The sequence below is a fragment of the Rhodococcus sp. D-46 genome (assembly GCF_011290655.1).
Classification (GTDB): domain Bacteria; phylum Actinomycetota; class Actinomycetes; order Mycobacteriales; family Mycobacteriaceae; genus Rhodococcus_F; species Rhodococcus_F qingshengii.
This window is the reverse complement of sequence record NZ_JAANTF010000005.1, coordinates 480,716-495,150: the sequence shown is the minus strand read 5'-3', so window position 1 is coordinate 495,150 and position 14,435 is coordinate 480,716. Positions and strand designations below refer to the sequence as shown.

General features: G+C 62.9%; 14 protein-coding genes and 3 tRNA genes. 6 read left to right on the top strand and 11 right to left on the bottom strand.

The genetic code is table 11. The annotated features are described in order from the left end of the window. Nucleotides 1-8 precede the first annotated feature (8 nt). Complete coding sequence (locus G9U53_RS15610; protein ID WP_003945362.1) at nt 9-407, top strand: holo-ACP synthase; 399 nt, start codon at nt 9-11, stop codon at nt 405-407. 58 nt (nt 408-465) lie between these two features. On the opposite strand, the gene G9U53_RS15605 is transcribed toward G9U53_RS15610, so the two are convergent. Further along, nucleotides 466-1,167, bottom strand: a complete 702-nt coding sequence (locus G9U53_RS15605; protein WP_003945379.1) for a TetR family transcriptional regulator — start codon at nt 1,165-1,167, stop codon at nt 466-468. A 290-nt stretch (nt 1,168-1,457) separates the two neighbouring features. Between G9U53_RS15605 and G9U53_RS15600 the strand changes: the two genes are divergently transcribed. Next, nucleotides 1,458-2,807, top strand: coding sequence for a dipeptidase (locus tag G9U53_RS15600; RefSeq protein WP_054827001.1), 1,350 nt, complete (start codon nt 1,458-1,460; stop codon nt 2,805-2,807). Here the strand turns inward: G9U53_RS15600 and bcp are convergent. Beyond that, entirely contained in the window at nt 2,804-3,277 is a 474-nt protein-coding gene (gene bcp, locus G9U53_RS15595) for a thioredoxin-dependent thiol peroxidase (protein ID WP_007733290.1), read from the bottom strand. The two genes, G9U53_RS15600 and bcp, sit on opposite strands and share 4 nt — an antisense overlap. Before the next feature lie 145 nt (nt 3,278-3,422). On the opposite strand from bcp, the gene G9U53_RS15590 reads away from it, so the two are divergent. After that, the gene (locus G9U53_RS15590) at nt 3,423-3,644 is read left to right on the top strand and encodes a DUF3618 domain-containing protein (protein ID WP_003945299.1); all 222 of its coding nucleotides are present in this window, start codon (nt 3,423-3,425) and stop codon (nt 3,642-3,644) included. Between the two features lie 66 nt (nt 3,645-3,710). Here the strand turns inward: G9U53_RS15590 and G9U53_RS15585 are convergent. The 3 genes from G9U53_RS15585 to G9U53_RS15575 all read right to left on the bottom strand — a co-directional run bounded on the left by G9U53_RS15585 (nt 3,711) and on the right by G9U53_RS15575 (nt 5,491). Continuing rightward, nucleotides 3,711-3,783: transfer RNA gene (locus G9U53_RS15585), tRNA-Lys, on the bottom strand. Nucleotides 3,784-3,876: 93 nt separating this feature from the next. Further along, nucleotides 3,877-5,307 carry an amidase gene (locus G9U53_RS15580; RefSeq protein ID WP_165638874.1) on the bottom strand — a complete coding sequence of 477 codons (1,431 nt, stop codon included), beginning with the start codon at nt 5,305-5,307 and terminating at the stop codon, nt 3,877-3,879. Nucleotides 5,308-5,418: 111 nt separating this feature from the next. Continuing rightward, a tRNA-Lys gene (locus tag G9U53_RS15575) sits at nt 5,419-5,491 on the bottom strand. 302 nt (nt 5,492-5,793) lie between these two features. Here G9U53_RS15575 and G9U53_RS15570 point away from each other — a divergent pair. Continuing rightward, entirely contained in the window at nt 5,794-7,029 is a 1,236-nt protein-coding gene (locus G9U53_RS15570; protein ID WP_050656803.1) for an Ig-like domain-containing protein, read from the top strand. Between the two features lie 133 nt (nt 7,030-7,162). Here the strand turns inward: G9U53_RS15570 and G9U53_RS15565 are convergent, their stop codons facing one another. Then, on the bottom strand, nt 7,163-8,125 hold the full coding sequence (locus tag G9U53_RS15565) for an oxidoreductase (RefSeq protein WP_165638873.1): 963 nt from the start codon (nt 8,123-8,125) through the stop codon (nt 7,163-7,165). Nucleotides 8,126-8,180: 55 nt separating this feature from the next. Between G9U53_RS15565 and G9U53_RS15560 the strand changes: the two genes are divergently transcribed. Beyond that, nucleotides 8,181-8,591: a MerR family transcriptional regulator gene (locus tag G9U53_RS15560; protein WP_064074826.1), complete on the top strand. Its 411-nt coding sequence runs from the start codon at nt 8,181-8,183 to the stop codon at nt 8,589-8,591. 293 nt (nt 8,592-8,884) lie between these two features. Here the strand turns inward: G9U53_RS15560 and G9U53_RS15555 are convergent. Further along, a tRNA-His gene (locus tag G9U53_RS15555) sits at nt 8,885-8,957 on the bottom strand. Nucleotides 8,958-9,041: 84 nt separating this feature from the next. Next, nucleotides 9,042-9,641 carry an oligoribonuclease gene (gene orn / locus G9U53_RS15550; protein WP_076948676.1) on the bottom strand — a complete coding sequence of 200 codons (600 nt, stop codon included), beginning with the start codon at nt 9,639-9,641 and terminating at the stop codon, nt 9,042-9,044. A gap of 120 nt (nt 9,642-9,761) precedes the next feature. On the opposite strand from orn, the gene G9U53_RS15545 reads away from it, so the two are divergent. Beyond that, complete coding sequence (locus tag G9U53_RS15545) at nt 9,762-11,501, top strand: helicase HerA-like domain-containing protein (protein WP_007733320.1); 1,740 nt, start codon at nt 9,762-9,764, stop codon at nt 11,499-11,501. A gap of 19 nt (nt 11,502-11,520) precedes the next feature. On the opposite strand, the gene lysA is transcribed toward G9U53_RS15545, so the two are convergent. From lysA to cmrA, 3 genes are all read right to left on the bottom strand, one after another. After that, the gene (gene lysA, locus G9U53_RS15540) at nt 11,521-12,864 is read right to left on the bottom strand and encodes a diaminopimelate decarboxylase (RefSeq protein ID WP_165638872.1); all 1,344 of its coding nucleotides are present in this window, start codon (nt 12,862-12,864) and stop codon (nt 11,521-11,523) included. A gap of 150 nt (nt 12,865-13,014) precedes the next feature. Then, a complete protein-coding gene (locus G9U53_RS15535; protein ID WP_063316250.1) occupies nt 13,015-13,452 on the bottom strand; it encodes a hypothetical protein in 438 nt (145 codons plus the stop codon). A 172-nt stretch (nt 13,453-13,624) separates the two neighbouring features. After that, a complete protein-coding gene (gene cmrA, locus G9U53_RS15530) occupies nt 13,625-14,428 on the bottom strand; it encodes a mycolate reductase (RefSeq protein ID WP_019749133.1) in 804 nt (267 codons plus the stop codon). Nucleotides 14,429-14,435 lie beyond the last annotated feature (7 nt).

Sequence of the window (14,435 nt, the reverse complement as noted above, 5' to 3'; positions counted from 1 at the left end):
GTCACGGTATGGGAGTTCTGGGTATCGGTTTCGACCTCGTGACGGTGTCGGAGTTCGCCGAGCAATTGAACAGGCCGGGAACGGCAATGCTCGACAACTTCACACCGGGCGAGCGTCGAGACGCCGCTACCCGGAGCTCCGAACCGGCACGACATTTCGCCGCCCGGTGGGCTGCGAAGGAAGCAGTGATCAAGGCATGGTCAACTGCTCTCTTCGCCGGCCCACCGGTGCTGGGGGAAATGATCCACAATCAGATCGAGGTCGTCTCGGACGCCTGGGGGCGCCCCGGCATCCGGCTTCGCGGTGACGTGGCCAAACACCTGACCGGAGTGAAGATTCATATTTCGCTCACGCACGACGGGGACATGGCGGGCGCTTTCGCGGTCATCGAATCCGACCCGGAGTAGCACTGCCGGACACGAAAGAGCCGGTCTCCCAAGGGGAGACCGGCTCTTTGTCGTTCGACTAGTCCTTCGTGCGGGATTCCTTCTCGGCGACGAGGAGATACGCGATCATCAACCTTTTCAGTTCGGCGACGGCGTCGGCATGCGACTGACCGTCCTGAACCGAGAAATTGAGCATCGAATACACCACGTGGACAAGAACTTCCGCCATCATCAGGCGACGATCTCGCCGCGTACGAGGCGTCAACGGGCCGAGCATTTTCGCTACGGTCTCGGCGAACTGCTTTTCGTGAATGACTCCGGTTGCCCGCGTGGACGGCGTCGACTGCATCGCCAGCCAGACCTCGCGGCGCGACGGATCAGACGTCCACAGCCCGGCCATGTGATCGACGAAACTGTTCAGGAACCGCAACCAGTCGAGCGAGGGTACTTCGCCGCCGAACTGAGCAAGCTCGTGCTGGACCCCGACGAGGTCCTGGCGGTTCAATTCGCACACGATGACGTACTTGTTCGCGAAGAACTGGTAAAGCGTCCCAATCGGGACGTCAGCACGTGCCGCGACTTCTTCACAGGTGAACGATTCGAAACCGACATCGGTGAGGAGTTCCCGTGACGCAGCCAGGAGTGCGTCGAATTTACGCTGGCTGCGCTCTTGCGTCGGACGCTTGCGCGGCAGCAGTTCCTGCGGTTCTTCGAGGCTCTGGGGATTCTCCAGTGCTGGGTCGACTCGTCGCCGCGCGCGGTGACGAGTCGTGGGCTGCACGTCTTCCAGGCTATCGGTGTTTTCTGTCGAATTTGGGACTTGTGCATTATCCGGTGTCATCGGCCACCTACTTCGGCGGTCGTGATCGGTCGAAACGCACCGCGCAGGTGCGCGCACACGAGTCCCGATGCTGTTGCCACACCTCGATACTAGGTGACCAACTGTCCAGTAGCCGAAGAGGTTGCTGCGCGGTGTGGCGCAACGGCGATCCTGGCGCCTGCCTACGTCCGATTCGGGCAGACTGAGATTCTTCGGGCACACCGAGATTCGATGCCGAGGAGAGGGAGACGATGACGGAAGAACTGCGAACCGCGGTAGGTGAACTCATGCCGCGTGCCCGTGAGGATCTGAGTGCACTTGTGGCGATGAAGTCCGTCGCCGATGCACGGCAGTACCCGCCGGAAGAATGCGCGGCCGCTGCGCATTGGGTCCTGGAGGCATTCCGGTCTCAGGGTTTCGCCGATATCGAGGCGATCGAGACCTCCGACGGTTCGGCCGCGGTTGTCGGGCGTCGACCAGGCCCGGGCGGTGCTCCGACCGTTCTGCTGTACTGCCACTACGACGTTCAGCCGCCCGGAAGCGAAGAGCTCTGGGGCTCCCCGCCTTTCACGCTCACCGAGCGCGACGGACGGTGGTACGGACGGGGCGCTTCCGACTGCAAGGGCAACGTCGTCATGCATCTGACAGCTCTGCGAGCGCTCGCCGCAGCCGGTGTGGATCCGAGCGTCCACCTGACGCTCGTCGCCGAAGGATCCGAGGAGATGGGCACTGGCGGTCTCGAGGATCTGGTGCGAGAGCGGCCCGAACTTTTTGCAGCCGACATGATCCTGATCGCTGATACCGGCAACACCGAAGTCGGGGAGCCGACGATCACGACGTCATTGCGCGGGATCGCGAACGTTGTGGTCCACGTGTCGACGCTCGAGGGTGAGATTCACTCCGGTGTCTTCGGTGGACCGGCGCCCGATGCGATCACCGCGCTGGTGCACATACTCTCGACGCTGCACGACAGCGCCGGAAACACCACTGTCGAAGGCTTGACCAACGACCAGGAATGGGCGGGTGTCAGTTATGACGGCGATCAGTTCCGCTCCGACGCCGGGGTGCTCGAAGGGGTGCAGCTGACTGGTTCCGGTTCGGTCGCCGAGCAGGTGTGGGCTCGTCCGGCGCTGACCATCCTGGGTATCGACTGCCCGCCGGTCGTGGGTTCGGCGGCGGCGATCACGCCCCGCGCGTCGGCGCGCCTGAATCTTCGTGTCCCGCCTGGCACGGATCCGGCGCAGGCACAGAAGTTGTTGACGGACCACCTCCGCGCGGCGGCGCCGTGGGGCGTCCACATCGAGGTCGTTCCGGAATCGACGGGATCGCCGTTCTCGTCCTCGACGGAGGGTGCAGGTTTCGCGCAGCTGAAGTCCGCGCTCACCGATGCCTACGGCCGCGAAGTCGGATTTGCCGGCCAAGGGGGATCGATACCGCTGTGCAGTGCACTGGCCGAGCAGTTCCCCGACGCGGAGATCGCGTTGATCGGCGTCGAGGAACCGCAATGCCGCATTCATGCGCCCGACGAAAGCGTCGACCCGTCGGAGATCGAGAATCTCGCTTTCGCGGAGGCTCTGTTCTTGAGCCGGTACGGGAGTTAGACCGACAGATCGCGTCGTAGCTTGGCGACGTGACCGGTGGCCCTGACGTTGTACTGGGCCACCTCGATCTTGCCTTCCTCGTCGACGAGGAACGTCGAGCGGATAACGCCCTGGACGGTCTTGCCGTACATCTTCTTCTCACCGAACGCGCCCCAGGCTTCGAGCGTCGCCTTCTCGGGATCGGAGAGCAGCGGGAAGGTCAACTCTTCGGTATCGCGGAACTTCGCGAGTTTTGCGGGCTTGTCCGGCGAGATTCCGATGACTTCGAGGCCGGCACCGTTCAGCTCGGCGAGGCTGTCACGGAAGTCGCAGGCCTGCTTGGTGCACCCCGGGGTGCTGGCCGCCGGGTAGAAGTACACGATGACCTTGCGGCCGCGGTAATCGTGAAGGGAAACCTCGTTGCCATCGGCGTCTGGGAGCGTGAAATCCGGCGCGACGTCGCCGGCGGACAATCTACTGTTCTCGGTCACGGGAATCGAGGTTAGTCGAGAAATTGCGCGGCAGGTGGGCGCGAGGGCATTCTGCTCCTCTACGGTAGAGCGAAGTGTCGGCGCGCTGCGTCCGCACAGCAGACCCGCACACAGAGCAGCAGAACACAGACAAGTTGGAGGACACGTGCCCAGGGACACCGAGAGCATCGAACGCGAGATCGAGAAGGCGCGTAACCAGCTCGCGAGCACACTCGACGAACTGACGGTCCGCACCAACCCGAAGCGGCTGGTCGAGAACACCAAGAAGACGGTGCTCGCCAAGCTCAACGAGCCGGCAGTGAAGTACGCGCTGATCGCAGTCGGTTCAGTGGTGGGACTACTCGTGGTCCGGAAGATCATTCGCTGACCCGAGTTGTCGAAGACAGAACATGAAGAAGGCCCCCACCTGGTGAGGTGGGGGCCTTCTTGCAAGTGCGCCCACAGGGACTCGAACCCCGGACCCAGTGATTAAGAGTCACTTGCTCTACCAACTGAGCTATAGGCGCTCGCTCTTGCGAGACAGAACATTAGCCGACAGGCTCAGGAGTTTGCAAAACGCGTGTTCATCGTGGTGACGACGGTTACATCGCTTCCGGAATTCACGAGTGTGGAGGGTGCGAATCCGGCCAGCGGAGGGTGCTTTCCAACTGCTGTGCGACGGCGAGAATCGTCGGTTCACCACCGCTGCGCCCGACCAGTTGGACGCTCAGGGGGAGTCCGCGTTCGGAGAACCCGGCGGGCACAGCGGCCGCCGGGTTGCCGCAGACATTCCAGATCGAACAGTAGGCGGCGATCGGCAACGCCTTGCGGACTGCTGACAGAAGGCCGGTTCCTTCGAGTTGTCCGATCGGGCGTGGCAGCGCGGGCGTGGTCGGCATCAGGACCAGGTCGAAGGTGTCGAAGACCTGGTTGACCGTCGCTGCGATTCGCTCACCTTTGCGGTAAGCGAGTTTCCCGACGCGCGCGGGAGCGGCTATCCGGCCGATCGACGCGAGTGCTCGTGTGCGCTTCTCGAGTAACGCTGGATGATCGACGCGCAGTGCTTCGTCGCGGACGCCGCCGAGTACCTGCGGGAGAAACGCTGCAGTTGCGTCCGGGTACTCGGGATCGTGCTCTTCGACGTGATGTCCCAACGCGCTCAACATCTCTGCGATCGAATGCACCGCGGCAACGACCTCCCGGGACGGGCGGACGCCCCGGACCGGACTCCGGGTGGACACTGCAATGCGAAGCGGCCCGGGCGCCGACGCGGCTGACTCGGCAAAGCTGGTGCGGAGCGTTTCGGCTGTGTAGTCGTCGGTCCCGGTGGTACCGGTGATCACGTCGTACACGAGCGCGCTGTCCTCGACGGAACGAGTGAGGGGGCCGAGCGTGCCGAGTCCGCGCCAGAGGTTTCGGTTCGGCGCGGTGCTCACCCGACCGCGCTGCGGTTTGAGTCCGAACAACCCGCAGAACGCCGAAGGCAGTCGGATGGAACCGCCGCCGTCGCCACCGATTGCCGCTGCGACCATGCCTGACGCGACGGCCGACGCAGATCCTCCGCTCGATCCGCCCGTGGATACGCCGGTGTCCCAAGGGTTTCTGGTGTAGCCGTTTGCAGCAGTCTCCGTGAAGGGCCAGATGCCGAACTCGGGCATCGTCGTCTTGCCGACGATCACCGCGCCGGCGTCGCGCAACCGCCGGACGACCTCCGAGTCAGCAGAGGCGATGCGGGTTGCCGCCGCACCGCCGTACGTCGTCGGCGTTCCGGCGACGTCGTTCTCGTCTTTGATCGCGATCGGAACTCCGTGCAGTGGGCCCAGGCTGTGGCCGTCGGCCTGGCGCTGATCGAGACGTGTCGCTTCGTCGAGCGCTTCGTCTGCGAGAACTCGCACAAAAGCATTGAGCGTCGAATCGAGGCGTTCGATACGGCGAAGTGTGTTCTCGGTGAGCTCGCGGGCCGATATTTCTCCGGACCGGATCAGAGCGGCCTGACCCGCCACACCGGCAAATGCCAGCTCGCTGCCCGGTGTGGTTTCGCGCTCGGTCATCAATCCTCCAGGCCGTGGTTCCGATAACTGTGAAGTCTATTCACCACAACCTGTTCACCACGACACAAAGAAAAATCCCCACCTTCCGAAGAAGGTGGGGACCTTTGCAAGTGCGCCCACAGGGACTCGAACCCCGGACCCAGTGATTAAGAGTCACTTGCTCTACCAACTGAGCTATAGGCGCTCGCTCTTGCGAGACAGAACATTAGCCGAATCGCCGGTTCGGGAGCAAATCGCCAGGTGGAGGCGTCACCGCTGTAGTCCGATCGGAGGAAATCAGCTGAAAGCGGTAACAAAACGGACGGTTCGGAGCGATTGATACTTGAACGTTACTGACGGCGTGGCCTTTCATGACCGTTGGTAACGAGCGCGCCTGGCATCATTGGTGCAGCGCAGTCATACCGCAAGTCCCACTTGCCTTCCGGTAAGTGGGATTCGCATGTGACGCGGAAGTTAGTCGGAGAAATTGTGAAGCGGAGTCGAACGATGAGTCGTCAAAGGTGGGGTCTGTCCGTGCGCGGGGGGAACGGTCGAGCGTCGAAGGGCGCGGCGATGATCGCGGCGTCTCTCGGTGCTCTCGTTCTGATGACCGCGTGCACGTCGGGCGGCAAGGACGTCAGTACCGAAGGGTCGGCGCCGATCGATTCCAATCCGCTCACCGAACTCATCAAGCCGAAGCTCACCTCGACCGCTGCCGACGGCGCTGTCGGCTTCTCGCCGGGCGACCCGGTCAAGATCAACGTCGCTGACGGCGCTCTGTCCGACGTGACGATGGTCAATCAGGACGGCAAGGCAGTTGCCGGCGCGATTGCTGCCGACGGTGCGTCGTGGACCACCACCGAGCCACTCGGCTACAACCGCAAGTACAAAATCGAGGCCCGCGCATTCGGATTGGGTGGCGCAAGTACGACGGTCACGTCCTTCACCACCAGCGCACCCGGCAACGTCACCAAGCCGTATGTCTTGCCCAACGAGGGTGACGTGGTCGGCATCGGTCAGCCCATCGCGGTGCAGTTCGACGAGAACATCCCCGATCGCAAGGCTGCCGAAGCTGCGATCACCGTCACCACGACTCCGGCCGTCGAAGGTGCGTTCTACTGGGTCAACAATCGTGAGGTCCGTTGGCGTCCGGAGAACTACTGGGCACCGGGCACCAAGGTCGACGTGAGCGTCAACGTGTACGGGCGCAATCTCGGCAAGGGAGTCTTCGGGCAGGAAGACGCGAAGAGTTCCTTCACCATCGGTGATGCCGTCATCGCCACGGCGGACGACAACACCAAGCAGGTCACTTTCCAGGTCAACGGTGAGACTGTCATGACCATGCCCACCTCCATGGGCAAGGACAGCACTCCTACCGACAACGGCGTCTACATCATCGGTGACCGCTTCGCGAACATGATCATGGACTCGTCCACGTACGGCGTCCCGGTCACCTCGGCGCAGGGTTACAAGACCCCCGTCGACTGGGCGACCCGAATGTCCTACAGCGGTATCTTCTTCCACTCGGCGCCGTGGTCGGTCGGGCAGCAGGGCTACTCCAACACCAGTCACGGCTGCCTCAACCTGAGCCCGTCCAACGCCAAGTGGGTCTACGACAACACCAAGCGTGGGGACATCGTCGTCGTCAAGAACACCGTCGGCGGCACTCTCTCCGGCACCGACGGCCTCGGTGACTGGAACATCCCCTGGAGCGTCTGGAAGACCGGCAACGCGGACGTCTGAGTTCGTCCCTGAAGCGCTGAACGCCAGAATGCCCCCGACCGTCCGGTTGGGGGCATTCTGCATCTGCACACCTTTTGTGAGCGAAAGTGCCTCTCGGTCTATCTGAGGCGACGGGAGGTACGTTCGCTCGGTGTCAGCGTCGACCGAACGCGTCCACTCCGGTCATCTCAGCGGACAGTGCCCACAATCTGCGTGCGTCGGCGGGATCGGTAGCCCAAGGTTTCACTCCGCCGACGCTCATGTCATCAGTCTGCGCGACGTCCGCGATGTTGCAGTCCTGGAGGTACGCGCCGGAGTGATCGGCGAGTATCGGTGCCGTCGCTGCCCACACCGTTGTAGCGGCGCCCTGGGAGGGAGTCTTGAACCCCGGCACGGCGTCGCCATTCGACGTCGTCCATCCGAGATCGTGTTTCTCCGATGCAGAGAAGTGACGTTGAAGGGGAGTGAGGATGCTCCCGGGATGGACGGAGAACGCACTGATACCGCGTGAAGCGCCGGAGCTCGCCAGCTGTACAGCGAATAGAGCATTTGCAGTCTTGGCTTGACCGTACGCAAGCCAGCGGTCGTAACCGTTGCGGAAATTTATGTCATTCCAACGCACTCCCGACAGAAAATGTCCCGCCGACGAGACAGCGACTACGCGAGAACCGTTTGCGGGCATGGCTGGCACAAGCAGGTTCACCAGTACAAAGTGCCCGAGGTGATTGATCGCGAATTGTGATTCCCATCCGGAGCCGACACGGAGTTCCGGGCAGGCCATGATCCCCGCATTGCAGATGATGATGTCCGGAGTGATCCGGGATTCGAGAATTTCTCGCGCACACGATCTGACACTGCTCGGGTCCGACAGGTCGCACGCTCGCACTTCGATACCCGGAAGGTCGGCCACCGCGCTCCGTGCCTGTTCTGGTCGGCGGGCAAGAACTACAACTCGCGCCCCGACCGAAGAAAGTGACTGCGAAACCTCATATCCGAGTCCGGAGTACCCGCCAGTGACCAAAACCGTAGTGCCCGTTAAATCTTGTCCGGCAAGTACGTCGTCGGCAGTGGAGACTCGGGAGAATCCGGTGTTGATTTTGCGCTGGATGGAATTCATGACTGCGACCGTAAAATCTGGAGTGCACTCCAGGTCAAGGAAAGGTCGCCAGGCAATGCGCGAACTGTCAATCGGTGACGTCGCTGTCCAGACCGGAATCAGTATCGATTCCCTTCGATACTTCGAACGTGAGGAATTGCTCGTTCACGAGGTGGCGCGCTCGGCAGGTGGGCGTCGGGTGTACTCCGAAAGCGATGTCTCTTGGTTGAAGCTGTGTAATCGCTTCCGAGACTCGGGTATGCCGATCGCCACGATCCGCGAATTCGCCGCTCTCGTCAGGTCAGGTCCAGGAAACGAGAAGGAGCGGCTTTCACTTTTGCAGTCGCATGAGGAGTTGATTCGATCCAGGATCGCTGCGATGCAGGAAAACCTGAACGTCATCCACGACAAGGTTTCGGCGTACGAGCGACATGTTCGCGAGGGGACCGTCGCAGGTGTCTGGGAGCCGCAACCGTCGCCCGAGTGATCGACGGCTGGGGCTATTTGCGGCGAATTCCAGCTACCCCGATGTGAGCGAAAGTGGCTTTCGGTCTATCTGAAGCGACGAGAGGTACGTTCGCTCAGCTCGGGCACGGGTTGCTCGGGAGCGCGCGATTTGTCGCGGTCGCCACCCCACCCACTTCGGGTGAACGTATCGCTGCCCCTGTCAGAGAAGGGGAGCGATACGTTCACCCGGCTGTGGAAGGGGAGATTGGGGCTGGCGCACAAACCAAAAGAACCCCCGAAAATGTCTTCCGACATTCTCGGGGGTTCCGCTTGGGTGAGCGACGGGACTCGAACCCGCGACAGCCAGGATCACAACCTGGTGCTCTACCAACTGAACTACGCCCACCATTGCCTCGGCCACCGGTTTGACCCGGCTGCTTTGACGAAAGAGATACTAGCGCGAAAGTCGGTCAGGAAGCCAATCGGCAGGTCAGGCGGGACCCAAGCCCTCTACGACGGCTGCGATCTCCGCGCTCGACGGTCCGGGCGCCGCGACGAATGCAGTGCCGCGGTAGTACTTGAGTTCGCGGATGGATTCCTTGATGTCGGCGAGCGCCCGGTGGGCGAGACCTTTTTCGGGCTGGCCGAAGTAGATTCGCGGGTACCAGCGGCGGGAGAGTTCCTTGATGGAGCTGACGTCGATCATCCGGTAGTGCAGGTATGTGTCCAGTGCCGTCATGTCCCGTGAGATGAATCCGCGGTCGGTGGCGATTGAATTGCCTGCCAAGGGAGCCGTGCCGGAGACGGGAACGTGCTTGCGGATGTACGCGAGCACCTCTTTCTCCGCCTCGGCGAGGGTGACCGTCGACTTACGAACCTCTTCGGTCAGTCCCGACTTTGCGTGCATCTTCTTCACGACGTCGGGCATTGCAGCCAACGCGTCGTCGTCGGCGTGGATGACGATGTCCACACCTTCGCCCAAGATGTTCAAGTCGCTGTCGGTCACCAGAGCCGCAATCTCGATGAGTTTGTCCGACTCGAGTCGCAGCCCGGTCATTTCACAATCGATCCATACCAATTTGTCCTGCACCAGGAACACAGTAGTGCGCGCGGGAGCGGGATAAGGTCTGCGGTGGAAACTCGACGTGTGTGAGACGGCGTTCGGGTGATGACAAGAACTTCGCCGCATTGCAACGAGGAGGGCTTTTCGATGACCGTGGATCCGAAGGACGGAGCAGCGCCGCTGACGCCGGCGGAGAAGGCGAAAGCTGCCAAGGCTGCCGCTGCCGAAGCCGCTCGGATTGCAGCTGAAGCCGCTGCAGCAGCTGAGGAAGCAGAGAAGGAAGCGGCTGCCGCCGAGGCCGAAGCATCGGCCGGAGCCACCCCCGCTGCTCAGGTGCCCTCGGGTGCTGCCGCTGAAATCGCGGCGGGCTATTCATCCGAGGGGCGGGCACTCGAGCTCGGCTCGGTGGTGATCGACGGAGTTGCAGATCCCACCGCGCGGGTGCGGATTCCGTTGGCGACGATCAACCGTCACGGTCTGATCGCCGGTGCGACGGGTACCGGCAAGACCAAGACGTTGCAGGGCATCGCCGAGCAGCTGTCCGCCGCGGGTGTGCCGGTTGTGATGGCCGACGTCAAGGGCGATCTCTCGGGTCTGTCGAAGGCGGGGGATCCGAGCGAGAAGATGAAGTCTCGCGCAGTCGAGACGGGCGACGATTCGTGGACTCCCGCCGGGATGCCAGTCGAGTTCTTGTCGTTGGGTACTGACGGAATCGGTATCCCGGTGCGCGCGACCATCACCAGTTTCGGGCCGATCCTGCTCAGTAAAGTGTTGGGCCTCAACGAGACCCAGGAGTCGACTCTAGGGCTGATCTTCCACTGGGCCGACACTCAGGGCCTCGCCCTGCTGGACCTCAAGGATCTGCGTTCGGTCATCGCGCACCTGACGAGCGCTGAGGGCAAAGCGGATCTGAAGGGTATCGGCGGAGTTTCCTCCGCGACGGCGGGAGTGATTCTGCGCGCGTTGGTCAACCTCGAAGCAGATGGTGGTGACACCTTCTTCGGTGAACCGGAACTCGAAACCGAGGATCTGCTGCGTGTCGTCGGCGGTGCCGGTGTGATCACGCTGTTCGAACTCGGTGCCCAGGCGGCGCGCCCGGCAATGTTCTCCACCTTCCTGATGTGGGTGCTCGCGGACCTGTTCCAGACGCTGCCCGAAGAGGGAGATCTGGACAAGCCGAAGCTCGTGTTCATCTTCGACGAGGCGCACCTTCTGTTCGCGGACGCGTCGAAGGCCTTCCTGCAGCAGGTGGAACAGACGGTCAAGCTCATTCGTTCCAAGGGCGTCGGCGTGTTCTTCTGCACGCAACTTCCGACCGACATTCCGAATTCGGTGCTGTCACAGTTGGGTGCGCGGGTTCAGCACGCCCTGCGTGCCTTCACGCCCGACGATCAGAAAGCCCTCAACAAGACCGTCCGCACGTACCCGAAAACCGAGCACTACGACCTGGAAAAGGCACTGACTTCACTCGGCATCGGTGAAGCCATCGTGACCGTACTCTCGGAAAAAGGTGCGCCGACGCCGGTGGCCTGGACCAAGATTCGTCCGCCGAGGTCGCTGATGGACACCATCGGCAACGACGCGATCAAGGCGGCAGCGTCGTCGAGTCCGCTGAATCAGAAGTACGGCCAGACCATCGACCGCGAGTCGGCGTACGAGAAGCTGACGGCCAAGGTGGCCGGTGCTCCGACAGCGGATCAGTCCCTGGATCTTCCGTCGCTGCCCGATCTGCCGCCACCGCCGCCGGCCGAGCCGGAGGGCCCCAACATCGCCGAGCAGATCTTGGGCAACTCGGCTGTCAAGAGTTTCCTGCGCTCGGCGGCTTCGGCTGCGGGACGCGAGATTTCGCGAAACATCTTCGGCACCGGTAGTCGCCGCAGGCGCTGAGGCTCAGGCGCCCGCGAGGTCAGATGCCGACCTCGCGGGCCAGCAGGTCGTCGATCGATTCGCGCCTGATCAACGGCCGCGCAATCCCGCCCAGCACGGCGACGACCGGCGGCCGGCCGACGCTGTTGTAGGTGGAGGCCATGCTGTGGTGGTATGCGCCCGTACACGGCACTGCCAACAGGTCACCTTCATGTAGGTCGGCGGGAAGCCTTGCTCCGACGGCAATTTCGTCGCCCGATTCGCAGTGTCGCCCGGCGACGGTTACTTCCTGGAGCGGTGCGCGCGAATGTCGGTTCACCAGTTCGACGTCGTAGTGGCTGTCGTACAACGACACCCGAGGGTTGTCGCTCATCCCGCCGTCGACGGAGACGAAGGTTCGTCCCCCGCTGATCGACTTGATGTTCTGTACGCGATAGAGCGTGACTCCGGCCCGCGCAGCGATCGCTCGGCCAGGCTCGAGCACGATTTCGGGGCGAGGGAAGCGGTTTCGGGTGCACGCGTCGTCGAGAGTTTCGTCGATGACGTGAGCGAGGCGGGTCAGATCCAATTGGGCATCTCCCGGCACGTAGGCGATCCCATGGCCACCGCCGAGATCGAGTTCGGTGAGGATGATTCGATGCGAGCGTCGTATGTCGTCCATCTGTGCGATCATCGTCTCGATCGCGGGGCGGAAGAGTTCGGGATCGGTGATCTGGGAGCCGAGATGGCAATGCAGGCCGATGAGCTGCAGGTGCGTCGCGTTGGCGACGACGGATACCGTATGTTCCAGTTCTTCGGAAAACGCTGGTAGGCCGAACTTTTGGTCCACGATGCCCGTGGACACTGCCTTGTGTCCGTGTATGTCGATGCCGGGTGTGACTCTGACCAACACCTTCTGTCGGTGGGTGCACACCGACGCGAGCCGTACCGCTTCGCTGGGGGAGTCGAGGACGATCCGGCCGACACCCGCGTTGACCGCCGCCCTCAGTTCGGAAACCGATTTGGCATTGCCGTGCAGGATGATTCGGTTGGGGTCCACGCCCGCGGCAAGCGCGACGGCGAGTTCACCGGCGGAACAGGCATCCACCCCGAGTCCCTCGTCGGAGACCCAGGTAGCCATCGCTCGAATCATCAGTGCCTTGCCGGCGTACACGATCTCCGAGTCGGGGAAGATCTCTCGATACGTGCGGCAGCGGTGCCGCACGTCCGCCTCGTCGACGACGTACGTCGGTGTGCCGTACTGGTCCGCGATCTCTTCGAGGGAGACGTCGCCGATGCAGACACGCCCGCTGTGGTCGTGGCGAGTACTGATGGGCCACAACGCAGGATCCATACGCGGTGTCATTGCGCCGCGTAGGGAGGGGAAGATTTCGAGTAGCGTCACGTCGATCTCCTGAAGGTGACCCGCCGTGTTGCGGGCTACCTTCAGATCTACTCCCGAAGATCACCGGTGGGGCGGATCTTGACGCTTACTTGACGCGCCGCCGAACGAGGTTGACGCGGCCCTGACGGCCTCGGCACTATGCCCGTGGACTCACTGTGCCCGTCGCCGCCTCCATCCGAACCAACCGAGCACCGCGAGCAATGCCACCGCGGCGCCTCCGCCGATGACCGTCGATCGGTCGGCGGACACACCAACGGACGGAGTTCCGCCGGCACTCGGGGCGTAACCGGCGCCGTACACGGACTCGACCGCCGCTTGGATGTCGAACCCGGTTTCGGTAGCCGGCCCGCAGCTGTGCCCCTCGTGCTCGGCGTCGACGTCGTACGGCGCAGAAACGAACATCAGCTGCTCGGTGCCGAGCACGTAGCTTGTGCCACAACCGTTCCCGTTCGCGAGTGTCCCCACCGACGTCACCGATGCCAGATCGCCTTTGTAGACCCGGCTGACGTCGAACAGGTAGGTGTCCTCGAACCCGTCCGAAGTTTTCTCCGTCGGAGTCCCGAGGAAAACGGTGCTGGAGACGCTCACGGCTTCTTCCGGGGTAGCCGATGATGCGCACGAACATGCATTCGCTGCCGTGGGCAGCAGTAAGGGCAACCCTCCGGTCAAAAGAAGGATTGCCCCGACTGTCAGTGTTCTTCGCATCGCCATTAACCGACTGTACGGTCTGCTATGGCCTGCTCGGAGAAGTTTGAGTGAATCAGCCGCCGAGCTTCTTGTAGAACGTGCCCACGATCGGCGCAACGACGGCACGCGGGCTGTAACCGCCCGCGACGGACATCGCCTTGCTCAAGATGCCCGGTACGACGCGCATCTTGTTCTCGGCCAGGCCGTCGAGCGAGACCTTGGCGGTGTACTCGCTCGAGATCCAGAAGAAGTCCGGGACGAGCTTGTCGACGATCGATGCTTCGGCCGGGTCCGGGGTTTCGGTGCGAACGGGGCCTGGCGCGAGCAGGGTGACGTTCACTCCGGTGCCCTTGAGTTCACCTCGCAACGATTCCGCGAAGGTGTTCACGAACGCCTTGGTGGCTGCGTACGTCGCGTTGTTGGGGATCGGCATGTTGCCGGCCGCGGACCCGACCATCAGGATGGCTCCGGACTTGCGCGCGAGCATGCCGGGCAGCACGGCCAGCGTGAGATCGTGCACTGCAACGGCGTTGAGCTCGACCTGGTCGCGCTCGTAGGCCGGGTCCAGCTCGGCGATCGGCCCGAAGGTGGCGATACCGGCGTTGTTGCACAGGATGCTGATGTCGCGGCCACCGAGTTCCTCGACCAGAACGGCACGCGCCGCGCTGTCGGAGAGGTCCGATGCACGGACCTCCACCTCGACGCCGTGCGCGGCGCGAAGCTTCTCGGCGAGGACCTCCATGACCTCGCCACGACGGGCAACGAGGATCAGGGAGTGTCCGCGTGATGCCAGATCAGCGGCCAGTGCCTCTCCGATGCCGGAGGAGGCGCCGGTCACTACGGCGCGGGCTGTGGTTGTGGGTGTCGGCAGGCTCACGATCAGT